Origin of the sequence: Micromonospora sp. NPDC023966 (genome assembly GCF_040639095.1) — a bacterium.
Lineage (GTDB): Bacteria > Actinomycetota > Actinomycetes > Mycobacteriales > Micromonosporaceae > Micromonospora.
This window is the reverse complement of the sequence record NZ_JBEZZJ010000002.1, coordinates 237,620-252,963: the sequence shown is the minus strand read 5'-3', so window position 1 is coordinate 252,963 and position 15,344 is coordinate 237,620. Positions and strand designations below refer to the sequence as shown.

12 protein-coding genes are annotated in these 15,344 nt (G+C 74.5%); 5 read left to right on the top strand and 7 right to left on the bottom strand.

From position 1 onward, the window contains the following. The first annotated feature begins 51 nt into the window (after positions 1–51). From AB0F68_RS05295 to AB0F68_RS05285, 3 genes are all read left to right on the top strand, one after another. A complete protein-coding gene (locus tag AB0F68_RS05295) occupies positions 52–363 on the top strand; it encodes a hypothetical protein (protein WP_357333109.1) in 312 nt (103 codons plus the stop codon). 66 nt (positions 364–429) lie between these two features. Then, positions 430–1,098 (top strand): response regulator transcription factor, encoded by a 669-nt coding sequence (locus AB0F68_RS05290; protein WP_357333108.1) that lies wholly within the window; start codon positions 430–432, stop codon positions 1,096–1,098. Between the two features lie 10 nt (positions 1,099–1,108). Next, positions 1,109–2,557 (top strand): HAMP domain-containing sensor histidine kinase, encoded by a 1,449-nt coding sequence (locus tag AB0F68_RS05285; protein ID WP_357333107.1) that lies wholly within the window; start codon positions 1,109–1,111, stop codon positions 2,555–2,557. A 6-nt stretch (positions 2,558–2,563) separates the two neighbouring features. Here the strand turns inward: AB0F68_RS05285 and AB0F68_RS05280 are convergent, their stop codons facing one another. The 6 genes from AB0F68_RS05280 to AB0F68_RS05255 all read right to left on the bottom strand — a co-directional run bounded on the left by AB0F68_RS05280 (position 2,564) and on the right by AB0F68_RS05255 (position 12,590). Continuing rightward, positions 2,564–3,478 (bottom strand): TAXI family TRAP transporter solute-binding subunit, encoded by a 915-nt coding sequence (locus AB0F68_RS05280; RefSeq protein WP_357333335.1) that lies wholly within the window; start codon positions 3,476–3,478, stop codon positions 2,564–2,566. A 162-nt stretch (positions 3,479–3,640) separates the two neighbouring features. Beyond that, positions 3,641–6,703: a S8 family serine peptidase gene (locus AB0F68_RS05275; RefSeq protein WP_357333106.1), complete on the bottom strand. Its 3,063-nt coding sequence runs from the start codon at positions 6,701–6,703 to the stop codon at positions 3,641–3,643. Positions 6,704–6,865: 162 nt separating this feature from the next. Beyond that, entirely contained in the window at positions 6,866–9,130 is a 2,265-nt protein-coding gene (locus tag AB0F68_RS05270) for a helix-turn-helix domain-containing protein (RefSeq protein WP_357333105.1), read from the bottom strand. 255 nt (positions 9,131–9,385) lie between these two features. Continuing rightward, positions 9,386–10,051, bottom strand: coding sequence for a hypothetical protein (locus AB0F68_RS05265; protein WP_357333104.1), 666 nt, complete (start codon positions 10,049–10,051; stop codon positions 9,386–9,388). Positions 10,052–10,159: 108 nt separating this feature from the next. Beyond that, a complete protein-coding gene (gene yaaA / locus AB0F68_RS05260; protein WP_357333103.1) occupies positions 10,160–10,957 on the bottom strand; it encodes a peroxide stress protein YaaA in 798 nt (265 codons plus the stop codon). 22 nt (positions 10,958–10,979) lie between these two features. Further along, entirely contained in the window at positions 10,980–12,590 is a 1,611-nt protein-coding gene (locus AB0F68_RS05255) for a hypothetical protein (RefSeq protein WP_357333102.1), read from the bottom strand. A gap of 119 nt (positions 12,591–12,709) precedes the next feature. Here AB0F68_RS05255 and AB0F68_RS05250 point away from each other — a divergent pair, with 119 nt between their 5' ends. Then, complete coding sequence (locus AB0F68_RS05250; RefSeq protein ID WP_357333101.1) at positions 12,710–13,750, top strand: phosphatase domain-containing protein; 1,041 nt, start codon at positions 12,710–12,712, stop codon at positions 13,748–13,750. A 78-nt stretch (positions 13,751–13,828) separates the two neighbouring features. Here the strand turns inward: AB0F68_RS05250 and AB0F68_RS05245 are convergent, their stop codons facing one another. Then, a complete protein-coding gene (locus AB0F68_RS05245) occupies positions 13,829–14,395 on the bottom strand; it encodes a TetR family transcriptional regulator (RefSeq protein ID WP_357333100.1) in 567 nt (188 codons plus the stop codon). 92 nt (positions 14,396–14,487) lie between these two features. On the opposite strand from AB0F68_RS05245, the gene AB0F68_RS05240 reads away from it, so the two are divergent. Further along, positions 14,488–15,321 carry an oxidoreductase gene (locus AB0F68_RS05240; protein ID WP_357333099.1) on the top strand — a complete coding sequence of 278 codons (834 nt, stop codon included), beginning with the start codon at positions 14,488–14,490 and terminating at the stop codon, positions 15,319–15,321. Positions 15,322–15,344: the final 23 nt, after the last annotated feature.

Below are 15,344 nucleotides of genomic sequence, written 5' to 3'. Positions count from 1 at the left end.
TCCGCCCGGGCCCGGCATGCTCGGGGTGCAGCGGCCCGCGGAGGGATGGGGATGCAGAGCTACGACGAGGACTGGACCGACGGCCAGCGGGGCGTCTACGACGAGTGCTACCGGGCCGGTGCCGACTGGGCCGGCGACCCGGACACCCCGACCGACGAGGTCCAGCACGTGATCAACCTGGGGCAGGCCGACGACGACGCCTTCGCCGACGCCGAGATCGACTTCCCGCCGCTGGTCGACGCGGTCACCCAGGCGATCGGGGAGAACGTGACGAGCGTGCCGGCCAGCCACTCCGACCCGGGCTTCCGGGGCTTCACCGACGGGGTCCGCGACGCCACCGCCGAGGAGGTCTTCGGTCTCTGACCGTGTACCGGCCCTCCCGTCCCGCCGGTTCGTCTGCCACCATTCGCAGGGCAGCACGTCGAGCGGATGGAGGCACGGGTGCGGATCCTCCTGGTCGAGGACGATCGTCGGGTGGCCGCCGCCCTGTCGTCCGCGCTGACCCGGCGCGGGTACGAGGTCGAGCACGCCGCCACCGTCGAGGCCGCGCTGTCCGCCGCCCCCTGCGACCTGGTGCTGCTCGACCTGACCCTGCCCGACGGGGACGGCACCGACCTGTGCCGGGAGCTGCGCCGGCGCAGCAGCCAACTCGGCATCATCGCGGTGACCGCCCGGGGTGAGGAGCGCGACCGGGTGCTGGGGCTGCGGCTGGGCGCCGACGACTACGTGGTCAAGCCGTTCTCGATGGTGGAGCTCCAGGCCCGGATCGAGGCGGTGCTGCGCCGGGCGGCGCACACCGTGCCGGAGCGCAACCTCATCGAGGCGGGCGACGTCCGCATCGACGTGGGCGGCCGGACGGTGACCGTGGCGGGGCGGCCGGTGGCCCTCACCCGCAAGGAGTTCGACATTCTGCTCTCGCTGGCCCGCCAGCCCGGGGTGGCCGTGCCGCGGGACCGGATCCTGCTCGACGTCTGGGGCACCACCTGGGCCGACCGGCACACCGTGGAGGTGCACGTCGGCTCGCTGCGCGGCAAGCTCGGCGACCCGACGCTGGTGGAGACCGTCCGCGGGGTCGGCTACCGGCTCCGCGGCGAGTGAGGGGGCCGGGGTGCGCCGCCGGCTGGTGATCAGCTACCTGCTGCTGATGGTGCTGGTGCTGCTCGCCCTGGAGACGCCCCTGGCGGCCACACTGGCCACCCGGGAGACCGACCGGGTCCGCGCCGACCGGCTCGCCGACGCCACCCGGTTCGCCTCGCTGGCCGGTCCGGCGCTGCGCGGCGGCACCCCGGGCCCGCTGGACGGGGAACTGGCCGCCTACGACGACCTCTACGGCGTCGGCGCGGCCGTGGTGGACCGGGACCGCCGGACCGTGGTCGTCTCGGCCCGCTGGCAGTTCGGCGCGGGCACCGACCCGGCCCTGGACACCGCGCTGTCCGGGCAGCAGTTCAGCGGGCCGGAGTCGGTCTGGCCCTGGGTGGAGGGGCCGCTGGTGGTGGCGGTGCCGATCAACGACGGCGGCGAGGTGCTCGGCGCGGTGGTCACCACGACTCCGGCGGCCAAGGTGCGCCGCACCGTCACCGCCTGGTGGCTGCTGCTCGCCGGGATCGGCCTGCTCGCGGTGCTGGCCTGCGTCTCCACCGCGTTCGGGCTGGCGGGCTGGGTGCTGCGCCCGGTCACCGAGCTGGACGCGGTCACCCACGAGATCGCCGAGGGGCACCGGGCCCGGGTCCGTCCCCGGCTCGGCCCGCCGGAGCTGCGCCGGCTGGCGACCAGCTTCAACGACATGGCCGACGCGGTCTCCGACGTGATGGACCGGCAGCGGGCGTTCGTCGCGCACGCCAGCCACCAGCTGCGCAATCCGCTGACCGCGCTGCGGCTGCGGGTGGAGGAGCTGGGGCCGAGCCTGACCGACCCCGACGGCCGGGCCGAGCACCGGCTGGCGCTGGAGGAGACCGACCGGCTGGCCACCGTGCTCGACGCGCTGCTCACCCTGGCCCGGGCTGAGCGGGAGGAGAACCAGCGGGTCACCGTGGACGCCGCCGAGATCGCCGCCTCCCGGGTCTCGGCCTGGCTGCCGCTGGCCCGGCACCGGTCGGTCACCCTCACGCTCGACACGACCGGGGCGCCCGCGTACGCCCGGACCGTGCCGACCGCCATCGACCAGGCGCTCGACGCGCTGATCGACAACGCCGTCAAGTTCAGCGGTGCCGGGGGAGCGGTGACGGTGACCGTACGCCCGGCCGAGGGCGGAACTGCGCTGGAGGTGCGGGACACCGGCCCCGGCATGACGGCCAGCCAGCTCGACCAGGCCACCGAGCGGTTCTGGCGGGCCCCGGACGTGCAGAACGTCGATGGGGCCGGGCTCGGGCTGACCATCGTCGCGGTGCTGGTCGACGCCTCCGACGGCCGGCTGACCATGCGCCAGGGCGAGCCCCGCGGGCTGGTCGCCGAGCTGTGGTTCCCGGCCCCGGACGAGCTGGCCGAGCCGGACGAAAATGTTCCGGCGCTCGGCGGCGACCCGGTCGACCGGGTCGGTTCCGAGGCCGGGCGGTGTTGACCCGGTTCAGGGCTTGGTGGCCCGGTACCAGTCGGCCGCGCCCGGGTGCAGCGGCAGCGGGGTGGTGACGATCGCCGATCGGGGACTCATCCGGCCGGCCGCCGGGTGCGCCGCGGCCAGCTCCTCCCGGCGCTCCATCAGCAGCCGGGTCACCTCGCGCACCAGCGCCGGCGGCAGGTCGGCGCGGACGATCAGGTAGTTCGGGTTCGCCACCGTGCTGACCGGGTCCGCCCCGTAGACCGAGCGGGGGATGTCCCGGGTCACGTAGACCTGCCCGTACCCGCGGCGCAGCGGCTCGGTCCACTCGCCCAGGTCGACCATCCGCACCGCTGTGTTCCCGGCCAGCTCGGCGACGCCGCGGACCGGCAGGCCGCCGGAGAAGAAGAAGGCGTCGATCCGGCCGGCGCGCAGCGCCGCCACCGAGTCGTCCAGGCCGAGGTGCTCCTTGCGGATCGCGTCGCCGCCGAGCTGGGCCACGTCGAGCAGCCGGGTGGCGGTGACCTCGGTGCCGGAGCCGTCGGCGCCCACCGACACCCGCCGCCCGCGCAGGTCGGCCAGGGTGCGTACCGGGCCGCCGGCGGTGGTGACCAGGTGCAGCAGGTCGTCGTAGACCCGGGCCACGGCGAGCACCGTGGGGTGCTCCGGTGCGTGCGGCGGCAGCACGTCGGCCTGGGTGAAGCCCAGCTCCGCCTCGCCGGAGCCGACCAACCGGACGTTCTGCGCGGAGGCCGCAGTGATCACCACGCTGGCCTGCACGCCGGGCATCTCGCGGTTGAGCAGGGCTGCCAGCGACTGGCCGAAGGCGTGGTAGACCGCGGTGGGGCTACCCGTGGCGATCCGGATGCGCACCGGCTCGGTGGGCTCGTCCCGGCAGCCGGCCAGACCGGCGAGCGCCGACACCAGCAGCAGCACCAGCGCCATCGGCGCGGCGGTCCGGCGTCGGCCGGGCACGGGCCAGTGTCGGTTCACGGGCTGCACTGTGCGCCGTGCACGGCCCGCCGCGCAAGCCCGCCGGGCCGGTGGCCCGGCGGCGCGGTGGGGCGGAGCTGACTGCTCCGCCCCACCGCATCCGGTATCAGCCGGTCACTCCCACCAGAACTGCTCGGTGGAGACCAGATGTCCGGGGACCACCTCCCCGTTGGTGGAGAACTCGGTGTACGCCCAGTACTCGACGTTCTCCTCCAGCGGGGCGTCCGGCCGGAGCTTGTACGACGGGGTCGTGCCCCGTTCCACCCGGGCCGGCAGTTCCAGCGTGGCGGGGGCGTACTGGCCATCGCGGCTGAGGATCACGTGGCCGAGCCGGTAGTCGACGACCGGGCCGCCGGAGGCCTGCGCGAAGACGTACGCCGTGTAGGTGCCGGCTTCCGGCATGAAGACCCAGGCCCGCTCACTGCTGTGCCAGGCGGCACCCCGGTACACCAGCTTGTTCCCCTTGTAGAGCCAGAGGTCGAGGTTGGTGTTCGGGTCGTCGGTGGCGGTCTCCACCACGATCCCGGCGCTGCCCGCCGGCACGGTGAAGGTGTGCGCCCGCACTCCGAGGGCCTCCGGGTCGAAGACGCCGCCGTTGACTCCCGCCGGCATCGAGTACGAGTCCCACTGGATGGGGGTGTAGCCGGTCGACCGGCCGGAGATCTTGCCGGTGAAGCCCGGCTCCATCAGCCCGAAGGCGCCGGTGACGAGCCGGCCGAACTCCTCCAGGTTGTCGTCGAACAGTCGGGGGGAGACGCCCCACGGGCGCGCGGCGACCGGAATCCGTACCTGGTGGGCAGCGCTGCGCCAGGTGATCGCGCCGGTGACGTAGCGGTCCCACGGCGCGCTGCCGCGCCGCAGCGTGATGGTGACCGTGGCGGTCTTGCCCGGTGGCACCGTCACCGCCTTCGGCGACACGCTGACCTCCATGCCCGGCAGCCCGGTGACCGAGGCCTGGTACGTCTCCTGCCTGCCGCCGACGTTGGTCAGCTTGCGGGTCAGCGTCACCGATTTGGTCCCGTCGTACTCGCGCAGCGAGATCGACGGCAGGTTCAGGTCCCGGCCGTCCGGCTGGGCCGCCGCGCCGAACGCGACCAGGTCCGCGGCGGCCGGCTCGATGACCAGCCCCGGGTCGTCGGCCCGGTCCAGGGCGAGCATGCCGCTGCCCTGGGCCAGCGGGTTGTCGGTGCCCACGGTGTCGGTGGCGGTGGTCCGCAGCGCCGAGGCGACCGCCCCGGGCGACCAGTCGGGATGCTCCGCCCGCAGGATCGCGGCCGCGCCGGCCACCTGCGGGGCCGCCATCGAGGTGCCCGAGTATGCGTCGTACTGCCGGCCGAAGTTACCGGGCGGGGAGACGGCCGCGATGATGTCGCTGCCCGGCGCGACCAGGTCGGGCTTCATGAGCCCGTTGTGCGTCTTGTCCGGCCCGGTGGACGAGTAGTCCGCGACGCTCGGCACGCCGGCGGGGACGCTGGAGCCGTCACCGCCGGAGGTGACCATCGCGGTGCCGTCGGTCGGGTGGCGCATCAGGTAGTTGAAGAGCTTGCCGGCTTGCTCCCTGGTGTTCAGGTAGAGCACCGGGAAGTCGTAGATCGAGTTGACCCGGAAGTTGCCCCAGGGGTCGAAGAGGATGAGCGCCGCGGCGCCGCTGGCCTTTGCCTCCGCCACCTGGCCGTACGGGTAGTCCAGGGCGCAGGCGACCACCTTGCCCTTCACCTTCGCCGGGTCCAGGCCGTAGCAGTACGCCGAGCCGTCGTCCAGACTGCCGGCCTGCTCGCCGAAGACCAGCGGTCGGGGCTGGCCACCGGGGAGGACGTCCAGCGAGGCACCGACGATCTTGGTGCCGTTGCCGAGCTGGAGCGTCCCCTCGTTCACGTTGGTCACCGCCGCGCCGACCGTGGTCACCCACGGCTGGGCGTTGCTGATCGCGCCGCTGAAGCCGTCGTTGCCGGCGGCCGCCGAGACGAAGACCCCGGCCAGCGTGGCGTTGAGGAAGGCGGTGCCGATCGGGGTGTTGGGTTCCCAGTCCCCCAGCTGCTTTCCGATCGAATAGTTGAGCACCTGCACGCCGTCGGCGACCGCCGCGTCGATGCCGGCGATGATGTCGGCGTCGTACCCCGAACCGCCCCAGAGGACCTTGTAGACGGCGATCTGCGCGTCCGGCGCCACGCCGGAGGTCGAACCGAAGTCCCGCCCCGAGATGGTGACGTGCTCGACGGGCAGTCCGGCCGCGGTCGACGCGGTGTGCGTACCGTGCCCGACCATGTCGCGGGGGGACAGGTACTCGCCCTCCGGCAGTCCGCCGGTGGCGGCGAGGTACGTGTCGGCGAAGTACCGGGCACCGACGATCTTGCCGTTGCAGTGTTCGACCACGAAGGCGTACCCGGTCTGGCAGGTGCCGTGCCAGCCCGCCGGCGCCGGCATGGTCTTGGCGAACGACGGGCTGTCCGGCCAGATGCCGGAGTCCAGGACACCGATCACGATCCCGGCGCCGGTGTCGCTGCCCGGCTTCGACCCGGTGGGCGTCTGCGCACCGGCCGTCGCGGCGCCGGTTGCCTCGGCGGTTGTCGGCGCGGCGGGCGTCGGGGTGGGCGTGGCCGCCCCCGGCGTTGCCTGGTTGATGCTGAACGCCCGGGACGCGGTGACCGAACGGACCCGCTTGTCCCGCTTCAACGCGTCGACCTGAGCGGGAGTCAGCGTGGCGGAGAACCCGTCGAAGGCGGTGGTGTAGACCTGGTCGACCTTGACCTTGGCCGCCTCGGCCACAGCGCTGCGCTGGATGCCCAGGTGCTGCCGGTACGCCTTCGCCGCCGCCGAGTGCGGCTCCAGCCGCTTGCCCGCTGCCGGGCGGGTCCGGGCCAGCCCGGGGATCCCGCCGGTGTACGTGGTCACCGGATCATCAACCAGCTCGACGACGTATCGCGCGGGGCTGGTGGGGATGCTCTTCTGCGTCTTGTCGGACTTCCCGCTCCGGCCCCCGCCGCCGGTCAGGTCCACCCGGTCACCGTTCTCGGCGGGCCTGAAGTCGAGGCCGCTGTCCGCCACCCTGGCCGACCCGGTCGATGCGGCCGACGCCGTGCCCGCGGTGGCGACCGTGCCGGCGCCGGCCAGGGTGAGGACCAGCAGCGGTACGGCCAGCCCCTTCCGGCGCCGGGTACTACTCGTGCTCGTAGCCACGAGGCTCCTTTCAGAACCAATGCTTGGAAGCGCTCCCAAAGCCTGGACACGCCACCCGACCGGTCCGGTTCACCACCATTGGCGGGCTGCCATTCGTCGTCGGCAGCCTGGATGACGTTCAAGGAGACGCTAAGGTCGACGACCTCGGTCGACCAGGCAAGATCACCGGCAATTTGCCGTATCGGCGCCTGGGCGGGGGTCGAGCAGCTGCCGGGCCCGCGCCGCTCGCGCCTGGTCGCCGTCGGCCTCGAAGTCCCGTACCGCGTCCAGCAGGACCCGCTTCCCGCGGGAGTCGCCGGCCCGCAGCAGCGCCTCGGCGAGGCCCAGCGCGGCTTCACCAGAACCGTAGGGGTCGCCCCCGGCCGCGAAGTCGGCGGCTGCCGCCTCCATCGAGGCGATCGCCTCGGGCCACTGCGCCAGGTCCGCGTGGGCACGTCCGAGCCGGTGGTGGATCCAACCCGTCAGGGGACGACTGGCGAGGTGGTGGTGGGCCGGCTGGTCGACCATGGCGGCCTGCCAGTCGTCGAGCGCGCGCCGGAGGTGGGTGACGGCGGCTCCGGCCTCGCCGCGCTGCCGCCGGATGTCGGCCAGGGTGTACGACGTGACGATCTGCCCGGTCAGGTCCCCCGCGCCGGTCAACTCGCGCAGCGCCCGAGCGCAGGCTTCGGCGGCGCCCGCCAGGTCGCCGGCGCGGTAGCGCTCCCCGGTGAGGTAGAAGCACGCCCAGCCGAGGTTTCGCCGGTCACCTGCCGCAGCGGCCAGTCGGAAGGCCTCGCGGTGCTGCGCGATCGCGTCCGCCGGTTGGTCGAGCACCACGGTCTGCACCCAGCCCAGGGCGTTGCGCTGCGCGGCCTCCGCCACCGTGTCGCCGCTGGCCTGCGCCGCGGTGACGGCGAGGCCGAACAGCTCCGACCAGTCGATCACGTGGTGGTAGCGGTCCGAGTACCAGTAGAGCGCGTCGGCGGCCGCGATCACGTCCCGGTGCCGCCCGGTCGCCGCGGCCTGCCGCACGGCCCACCACCAGCCGTGCCGCTCGGCGGTGAGCCACGCCATGGCGGCATGGACGTCGCCGAACCCGGTGCCGGCGGCCGGTTCCCGCCTGGGGTCGGGGTCGAGCCACCGGCCGGCGACCTCCACCATCCCGAGCAACCACGCCCGGACCCGGGCGGCGGCCTCGTCGCGATCCGACGGCGGTTCCTCGGCGGCGAGGCGCTCGGCGGCGAAGACGCGAAGCAGGTCGTGCAGCAGGTAACGGTCGGGCGCCGCCGCCGGTGACAGCAGACTCGCGTCCGCCAGCGTCTCGAGCGCCGCCTCGGCCACACCGACGTCGACCCCCAGCAACTGCGCCACCGGGGCGGCGGAGTAGTCCGGCCAGGGCAGCAACGCGAGCCGGCGCAGGGTCCGCCGCGCGATCTCCGGCAGCTGGTCGTACGACAGGCTGAACCCGGCGCGGAGCCGGGTGTCGCCGGGATGCAGCAGGTCGAGGCGGCGGGTCTCGTCGCGGATCCGCTCGACCAGCCAGCCGACGCTCCAGGACGGTCGGGAGGCCAGCCGGTTACCGGCCACCCGCAGGGCGAGGGGCAGCCCGGTGCACAGCCGGACGAGTTCCGTGGTGGCCTCCGGTTCGGCCGACACCCGGTCGGCGCCGACGATCTCCTCGATCAGCCTCGTCGCGGTGGCCTCGTCGAGGTCCGTCAGGCGCAGCCGGCCGGTGCTCTCCAACCCGCCGAGGTTGAACCGGCTGGAGACCAGCGTCACCCAGCCGGGACCCGTCGGGAGCAGCGGTCGTACCTGCGCCTCGGTGGCCGCGTTGTCGAGCACCAGCAGCCCGGGGCGGGTGGCGGTCAGCATCCGGTAGAGGGCGAGCCGTTCGCCCGGGCCGGGCGGCAACGGCCCGCCCCGGCCGCCACGAAGGGTGGTGAGCAGCTGTTCCATCGCCTGGTCGGCCGGAAGCGGCGCCAGGTCCATGCCGCGCAGGTCGACGTGGCACGCGACACCGGGTATCTCCCCCGCGAGGGCGTGCGCGGCCCGCACGACCAGGCTGGTCTTGCCGACGCCCGGCTGGCCGCTGATCACGACCGTGGCGTTGCCCGGCTGTTCGGCGAGGCACCGTGCCTGCGCGACCAGCTGGTCCAGTTCGGCCTGCCGACCGACGAAGTCGGGCACCACCGGGGGGAGGCTGCTGTGCTGCCAAGCCGGCGCCGGCGCGATCCCGTGCACCGTCCGGAGCAGCCGGGCACGCGGTTCGCCGGTCAGGCCGAGCGCGTTCGCGAGCTCCTCCACGGTCCGGCGACGCGGCCGGGCGATCCGGGAGCCCTCCAGGTTCCGTACGGTCCGCACGGCCACCCCGGCCGTCTCCGCGAGCGCCTCCTGGCTGAGCCGCGCCGCCATCCGGTGCTCGCGCAGCAGGGCCGCCAGCTGTCGCACGTCACCGGTGTGCCACCCCGGTACGGGCGGGACCGCGTGGTCGGCACTGGGGGGAAGCAAGCTGGATCCACACTTTCGGTGACGGGTCGGCCCGCAGGTCGCGGCACAACACCTGGACGCTAGCCCGGTGCTGTTGCAGGCACGTTGCCGCGGTACGGCAGCCGCCGCCGCTCCGCGGCGCAAGGAGCCGCCGTCTGGGTCACCGGCTGGCGTCGACCGGGCATGCCGGCCGGCGGGACGACCGGCGGGCGCGGCTCAGCAGGCCGCCGGGGCCAGCGCCGCGCTCTCGGTGATCCGCACCCGGTGCGCCCCGTTGGCCACGCTCACCAGGAAGCAGCCCGAGCCGGGCCGGAGCGCTGCCGGGACCTCCAGCAGCGCCGCGCTCCGGACCAGCACGGCGGCCAGGTCCCGGTCGGCCAGCCGGATGCCGAGGCTGTGCCGGCGCACGTGCCGCCCACCGGCCAGCAGCGCCGCGCGCCACGCCGCGGCGGCCAGCCGGGGCCGCCACACCCGGCGGGCCGTGGAGGCCCCGGGGAAGGGCCCGCCGAGCAGCTCCCGGCGGCCCTGCCGCCAGCCCGCCTCCAGCAGCTTCGCGTACGCCGCCCGGTGCTCCCGGGACACCGACAGGCGGTGCAGCTCGTAGCGGCGGCGCAGCCCGCCCGTGGTCAGTTCGTGCTCCACCGGCACGTCCAGCCGATGCAGCAGCTGCCGCATCCGCTGCGCCGCGTCCTCGCGGTTGAACTCGGCGATCCCGCCCCGGTACCGCCCGACGTCGATGCGCCGGGCGTCGGCGGCCGGGGGCGGGGTGCAGCGCACCAGGCAGGCGACCTCGAAGGCGTCGGCCAGGGTGAGCCAGTCCAGTGGCGGAGGCGGCGACGACTGGCGGGGCCGGTCGAGCAGGGTGGCGGACTCGGGGGCCATCGGAACAGCTCCTTGGTCGGTGTCGGGGTTCCCTAACCGTGACCCCCGCCGTCCGCGCCGCGAAACCGCTGCGCCCGAGCCTTGAGCAAAATTTGCGGCAACCCACCCTCAGAGCTCGGTCACCACCACGTCGAGCCGGCGCGGCCGGCCGGCCGCCCGCGGCTGCTCCTCGACCGCGTACTTCAGCTCGCGCAGCGCCCCGACCAGCGCGTCGGCGGTGCGTGGCCGGGCCCCGTCGGTGAGCAGGTCGCGGACCAGCCGGCCCTTGGTGGCCTTGTTGAAGTGGCTCACCACCGACCGGGTCGGCACCCCGTCCACGTCCCGCTCGTGCAGCACCCGCACGGTCACGGTGCGCTCGGCGACCGCCCCGTGCGGCGCCCAGGTGGCCGCGTACGCGCCGGAGCGCAGGTCCAGCACCGGGCCCTTCCCGGCGGCCGCCGCCATCGCCTCCGCCAGCGCCGTGCGCCAGTACGCCGACAGCGCCCCGATCCCCGGCAGCCGCGCCCCGACCGGACAGCGGTAGGGCGGGATCCGGTCGGTGAGGCGTACCGCGCCCCAGAGACCCGAGCTGATCAGCACCGAGCGGCGGGCCAGCCGCTCCGCCGCCGGCGGCAGCGTGGCCAGGTCGAGCGCCTCGTAGAGCACCCCCGTGTAGATCCGCCCGGCCGGCGCGGTGGCCGCCGCCCGCAGCCGCGCGTTGCGCCGCAGCTCGCCGCGCTGCCCCTCGCTCAGGCCCAGCGCCTCGCGGGCCGCCGCCTCGTCCGGGCCGGCGCAGAGGTCGACCAGGGCGGCCAGCACCTCCTCCCGGGCCGGGTTCAGCTCCGGCAGGGAGAGCTTCGACAGGTCCAGCCGCCGGCCGGTGCCGGCCTCGGCCTTCCCCTCCGACGGGGGCAGCAGGATGAGCATCGGCACAGCGTACGGGCCGGGTTCAGCGCCACGGCCGCACGGCGCTCTCCGGGTGGTACACCCGATAGCCACCGGCCTCGGCCACCACGGCCGCGTCGGCCCGGTCGCCGAGCAGCCGGCGCAGCCCGCGCTCCGCCGACGATCCGGCGGGCACCACGTACCCGGGGCGGGCCGCCCGCCCCACCCGCTTCCAGTACGCCGGGTAGCGGTTCTGCCCGGGGGTCAGGTTCCCGTCGAGCACCCCGCAGACCACCGCCTCGCCGGTGTTGAAGATCAGCCGGTTACAGGTCCAGTAGTCCGTGTACACCTCGTGCAGGCCCACCCGGCGCACCGCGTCGGCCAGCTCCCGGGCCCGCCCCTCCTCGGCGCGCAGCGACGGGGCGTCCGCCACGAACGCCACCGTGCCGGCCAGCGTGGCGGCGGTCAGCGCGGCCAGCACCAGCCCGGCGAGCGCGCCGCCCAGCCGGGCCGCCACGCCCGCGGTAACCCGCACCCCGTGCGCGGCCGCCAGCCAGAGCGGCCAGAGCACCGCCGGCAGCGAGATCTGGAGCACGGACAGGTAGCGGGAGTTCCCCAGCGGGTCGGTCGCGGCCAGCGGGCTGCGCACGTACGCCAGCAGGGTCAACGCCGCCCCGACGACCAGGGCGAGGATCGCCACGGCCCGGACCCGCGCGGCCGGATCCGCGGCCCGGCGGAACGCGACCAGCCCGAGCCCGGCGGCGGCCACCAGCAGCACCGGATAGAGCACCCCGAACCACTGCGCCCAGCGGGCGCAGCCGTCCATCGGGCAGAGCCCGGAGGCCAGCGGCACCCCCTCCAGCAACCCGCCGTGCAGCCGCTCCCACACCGACGGCGTCGCTCCGTCCTTGGTGCTGATGTCCCGGAACACCGACAGCGAGTCCTGTCCCTCCGGGGCGACCAGGTTGTCCTTAACAATCGGCGCGACCCCGACCAGGAAGCCCACCACCAGCAGCACCCCCGGCCACCCCACCAGGTCCCGCGGCGCGGCCCAGACCAGCAGCAGCCCGGCCACCGCCAGGTAGGGCACGATCAGCCAGTCCGACCAGAGCGCCACCCCGGCCAGCAGCCCGAACAGGCCGGTGGCCAGCCAGCGGTGCCGGACCCGGTGCTCGGCGAGGGCGACCGCGATCAGCACCATCGCCAGCACCGCCGGTTTCACCTCCGGCCGGCCGCCGACCACGGTGAGCTGGTCGCGGACCACCCGTTCGGAGCCGAGCGCCAGCAGGCCCACCACGAAGGTGGCCAACCAGGGGGAGAAGAGCCGGCGGGTCAACCGGTACGCCAGCCACAGGAAGACCGCGTAGAGCGCCACCAGCGGCAGCCGCAGCAGCGGCCAGCTCGCCCCGCCCCAGCCGACCAGCGGGGCCGCCAGGTAGGACTCCAGCACGCCCATGTAGCGCTGGCCGTAGAGGAAGACCGGCCGCTCGTGGCCGGTGGCGATGTGCAGGGCGGCCAGGCCGAACGTCGCCTCGTCGCTGTTGGAGGTGGGCAGGGTGAGCAGCGTCAGCACCAGCCGGTAGCCGACCCCGGCCACGCCGAGCAGCAGCGCGACCAGCGCCGGCCGGTCCAGCGCCGGACGCCACCGTCCCGGGCCCCGCTCTGGTGTTGACACGACCAACGCCCCCGTCGTCGCCTCGACCGCAGTCTGTCACGCTGGGCACCGGGCGGCGGGGTGGATCGGCGGACACCACTCGCGTGGCCGGTCCGCACGGGTTGTGGCAGGGTGACAGCGTGCCACCCACACCACCCGACCAACTGGCCGTGCCGCAGCTGCATCGGGCCGCGCGCATCGAGGACGCCCTGCACGGCCTGGTGGAGCGCCGGCTGCGGCGCACCGGGTGGCAGGTCAACATCGTCGCGTACGCCGGTTACGGCGCCCCCGGCTGGGCGCGGGTGCTCTGCCGGGTGCTGCTCGGCCGGCCCGACACCCGTCAGCGTGGCCGGCTGGAGAAGGTCCGGGGCTGGCGCAGCTTCACCACCCTGCCCGCCAAGTACGCCAAGGTCACCATCGAGGCCGGCGGCGTACGCCAGGAGGCGACCGCGGACCGCAGCGGCTTCGTGGACGCCATCATCAAGGCCGACTTCACCCCGGGCTGGGGCTGCGTACGCCTGAGCGTGGCCGACGCCGAGCCGGTGGAGGCGCTGGTCCGCATCCTCGACCCGGAGGTCCGGTTCGGCATCCTCTCCGACATCGACGACACGGTCATGGTGACCGCGCTGCCCCGGCCGCTGCTCGCCGCCTGGAACACCTTCGTCCTCGACGAGCACGCCCGGGCCGCCGTTCCCGGGATGGCGGTGCTCTACGAGCGCCTGGTCACCGCCCACCCCGGCGCCCCGGTCTTCTACCTCTCCACCGGCGCCTGGAACGTCGCGCCGACGCTGACCCGGTTCCTCTCCCGGCACCTCTACCCGGCCGGGCCGCTGCTGCTCACCGACTGGGGGCCGACCGCCGACCGGTGGTTCCGCAGCGGCCGGGAGCACAAGCGGGCCACCCTGGCCCGGCTGGCCCGGGAGTTCCCCGACGTCCGCTGGCTGCTGATCGGCGACGACGGGCAGCACGACCAGGAGATCTACCGCGAGTTCGCCGCGGCCCACCCGGACAATGTGGCCGGGGTAGCGATCCGCCGGCTCTCGCCCACCCAGTCGGTGCTCGCCGGCAGCCTGCCCGCCCCGCCGGGCCGCCCCTCCGCCGGCCCGGTGGGCCAGAAGTGGCTGGCCGCCCCGGACGGCGCCGGCCTCTGGAAACTCCTCCGCGAAGCCGGCCTGGTCTGACCCGCCACCCTCACCTCAGGCCGTTGATCATGAGGTTGCCGGCGAAGACGATCTCCTCCGGTGCCGCCAACCTCATGATCACGCGACGAGGCGGCGGACCGCCTCGACGACGGCGCCGCGGCGGCTCGCCCGGTCGACCGCTGCGGCGGCGCCGGCGAACTCCGGGTTCATCGTTCCCCAGGAACTCGCGATGGCCTGGACCAGGGTGAGCAGTTCGACGGGGGAGAAGGCCGCGCCGATCCGGCCCGTCGCCTGAGCGGCGGCGAGCGCCTCCAGCCGGGTCCGGTTGGCCTCGACGACCGCCCGCAGGGCGGACCCGGACGGGCGCTCCAGCCGGTACCAGGTGGTGAGGCGCTGGGCCTGCGGGTGGTCGGCGAAGTAGTCGAACATCCGGCCCGCGTACCCGGGCAGGTCGGCGGCGTCGAAGTCGACCGCGTCGAGGGTCTCCCGGATCACGGTGGTCAGGACGATCTCGAACAGCTCGTCCTTGTTCCCGAAGTACGCGTAGATGCGCTCCTTGGCGCTCTCCGCCTGGGCCGCGACCCGATCCATCCGGGCGCCCGCGATCCCGTACGCCGCGAACTCGGCGGTGGCGGCGCGCAGGATGCGAAGGCGGGCCGCGTCGGCGTCGCGGGTTCGGACCATGAGCCAAGGCTACCTACCGACTAGTTGGTTGTCGACGCTGCGGCGGCGCGGCATACTGGAGGCAACCAACCAACCAGTAGGTAGGTAAGCACATGACTCGCACCTGGTTCATCACCGGCAGCTCGCGCGGCCTCGGCCGCGAGTTGGCCGTCGCCGCGCTGGAGGCCGGCGACAACGTCGTCGCGACCGCGCGGCGCCCCGAGCAGCTCGCCGATCTGGTCGAGCGGTACGGCGACCGCGTCCTCACCCTCGCCCTCGACGTCACCGACCCGGAGGCCGCGGAGACCGCGGTCCGCCGCGCCGTGGAGCACTTCGGCTCCCTGGACGTGGTGGCCAACAACGCCGGATACGGCAACTCCGGCTCGATCGAGGACACGCCGGCGGACGACTTCCGCGCCCAGGTCGACGCGAACTTCTACGGGGTCGTGCACGTCACCCGGGCCGCGCTGCCGGTCCTGCGAGCCCGGCGCTCGGGGCACTTCCTGCAGTTCTCCTCGATCGGCGGCCGGGTCGGCGGCACCCCCGGCATGGCCGCGTACCAGTCCGCGAAGTTCGCCGTCGAGGGCTTCTCGGAGGTGCTCAACGCCGAGGTGAAGCCGCTCGGCATCAAGGTCACCATCGTGGAGCCCGGCCCGTTCCGCACGGACTGGGGCGGCGCCTCGATGCGGTTCCACCCGGTCCACCCCGACTACGAGGAGACGGTCGGCCGGACGAACGCCTTCCGCCGGGAGACCGACGGCACCTGGCCCGGCGACCCGGCCCGGGCGGCGCGCATCCTGGTCGACATCGTCGACCACCCGCGTCCGCCGCTGCGCCTCCTGCTGGGCGCGACGGCGGTGGAGCTGGCCCGGACGTCGTCGGAGCAGCGGGCTGCCGAGGCCGCCGAGTGGGCGGAGGTGAGCCGCTCCGCCGACTTCCCGTCCTAGGTCCGCCGGCCGGCCGACCGGGG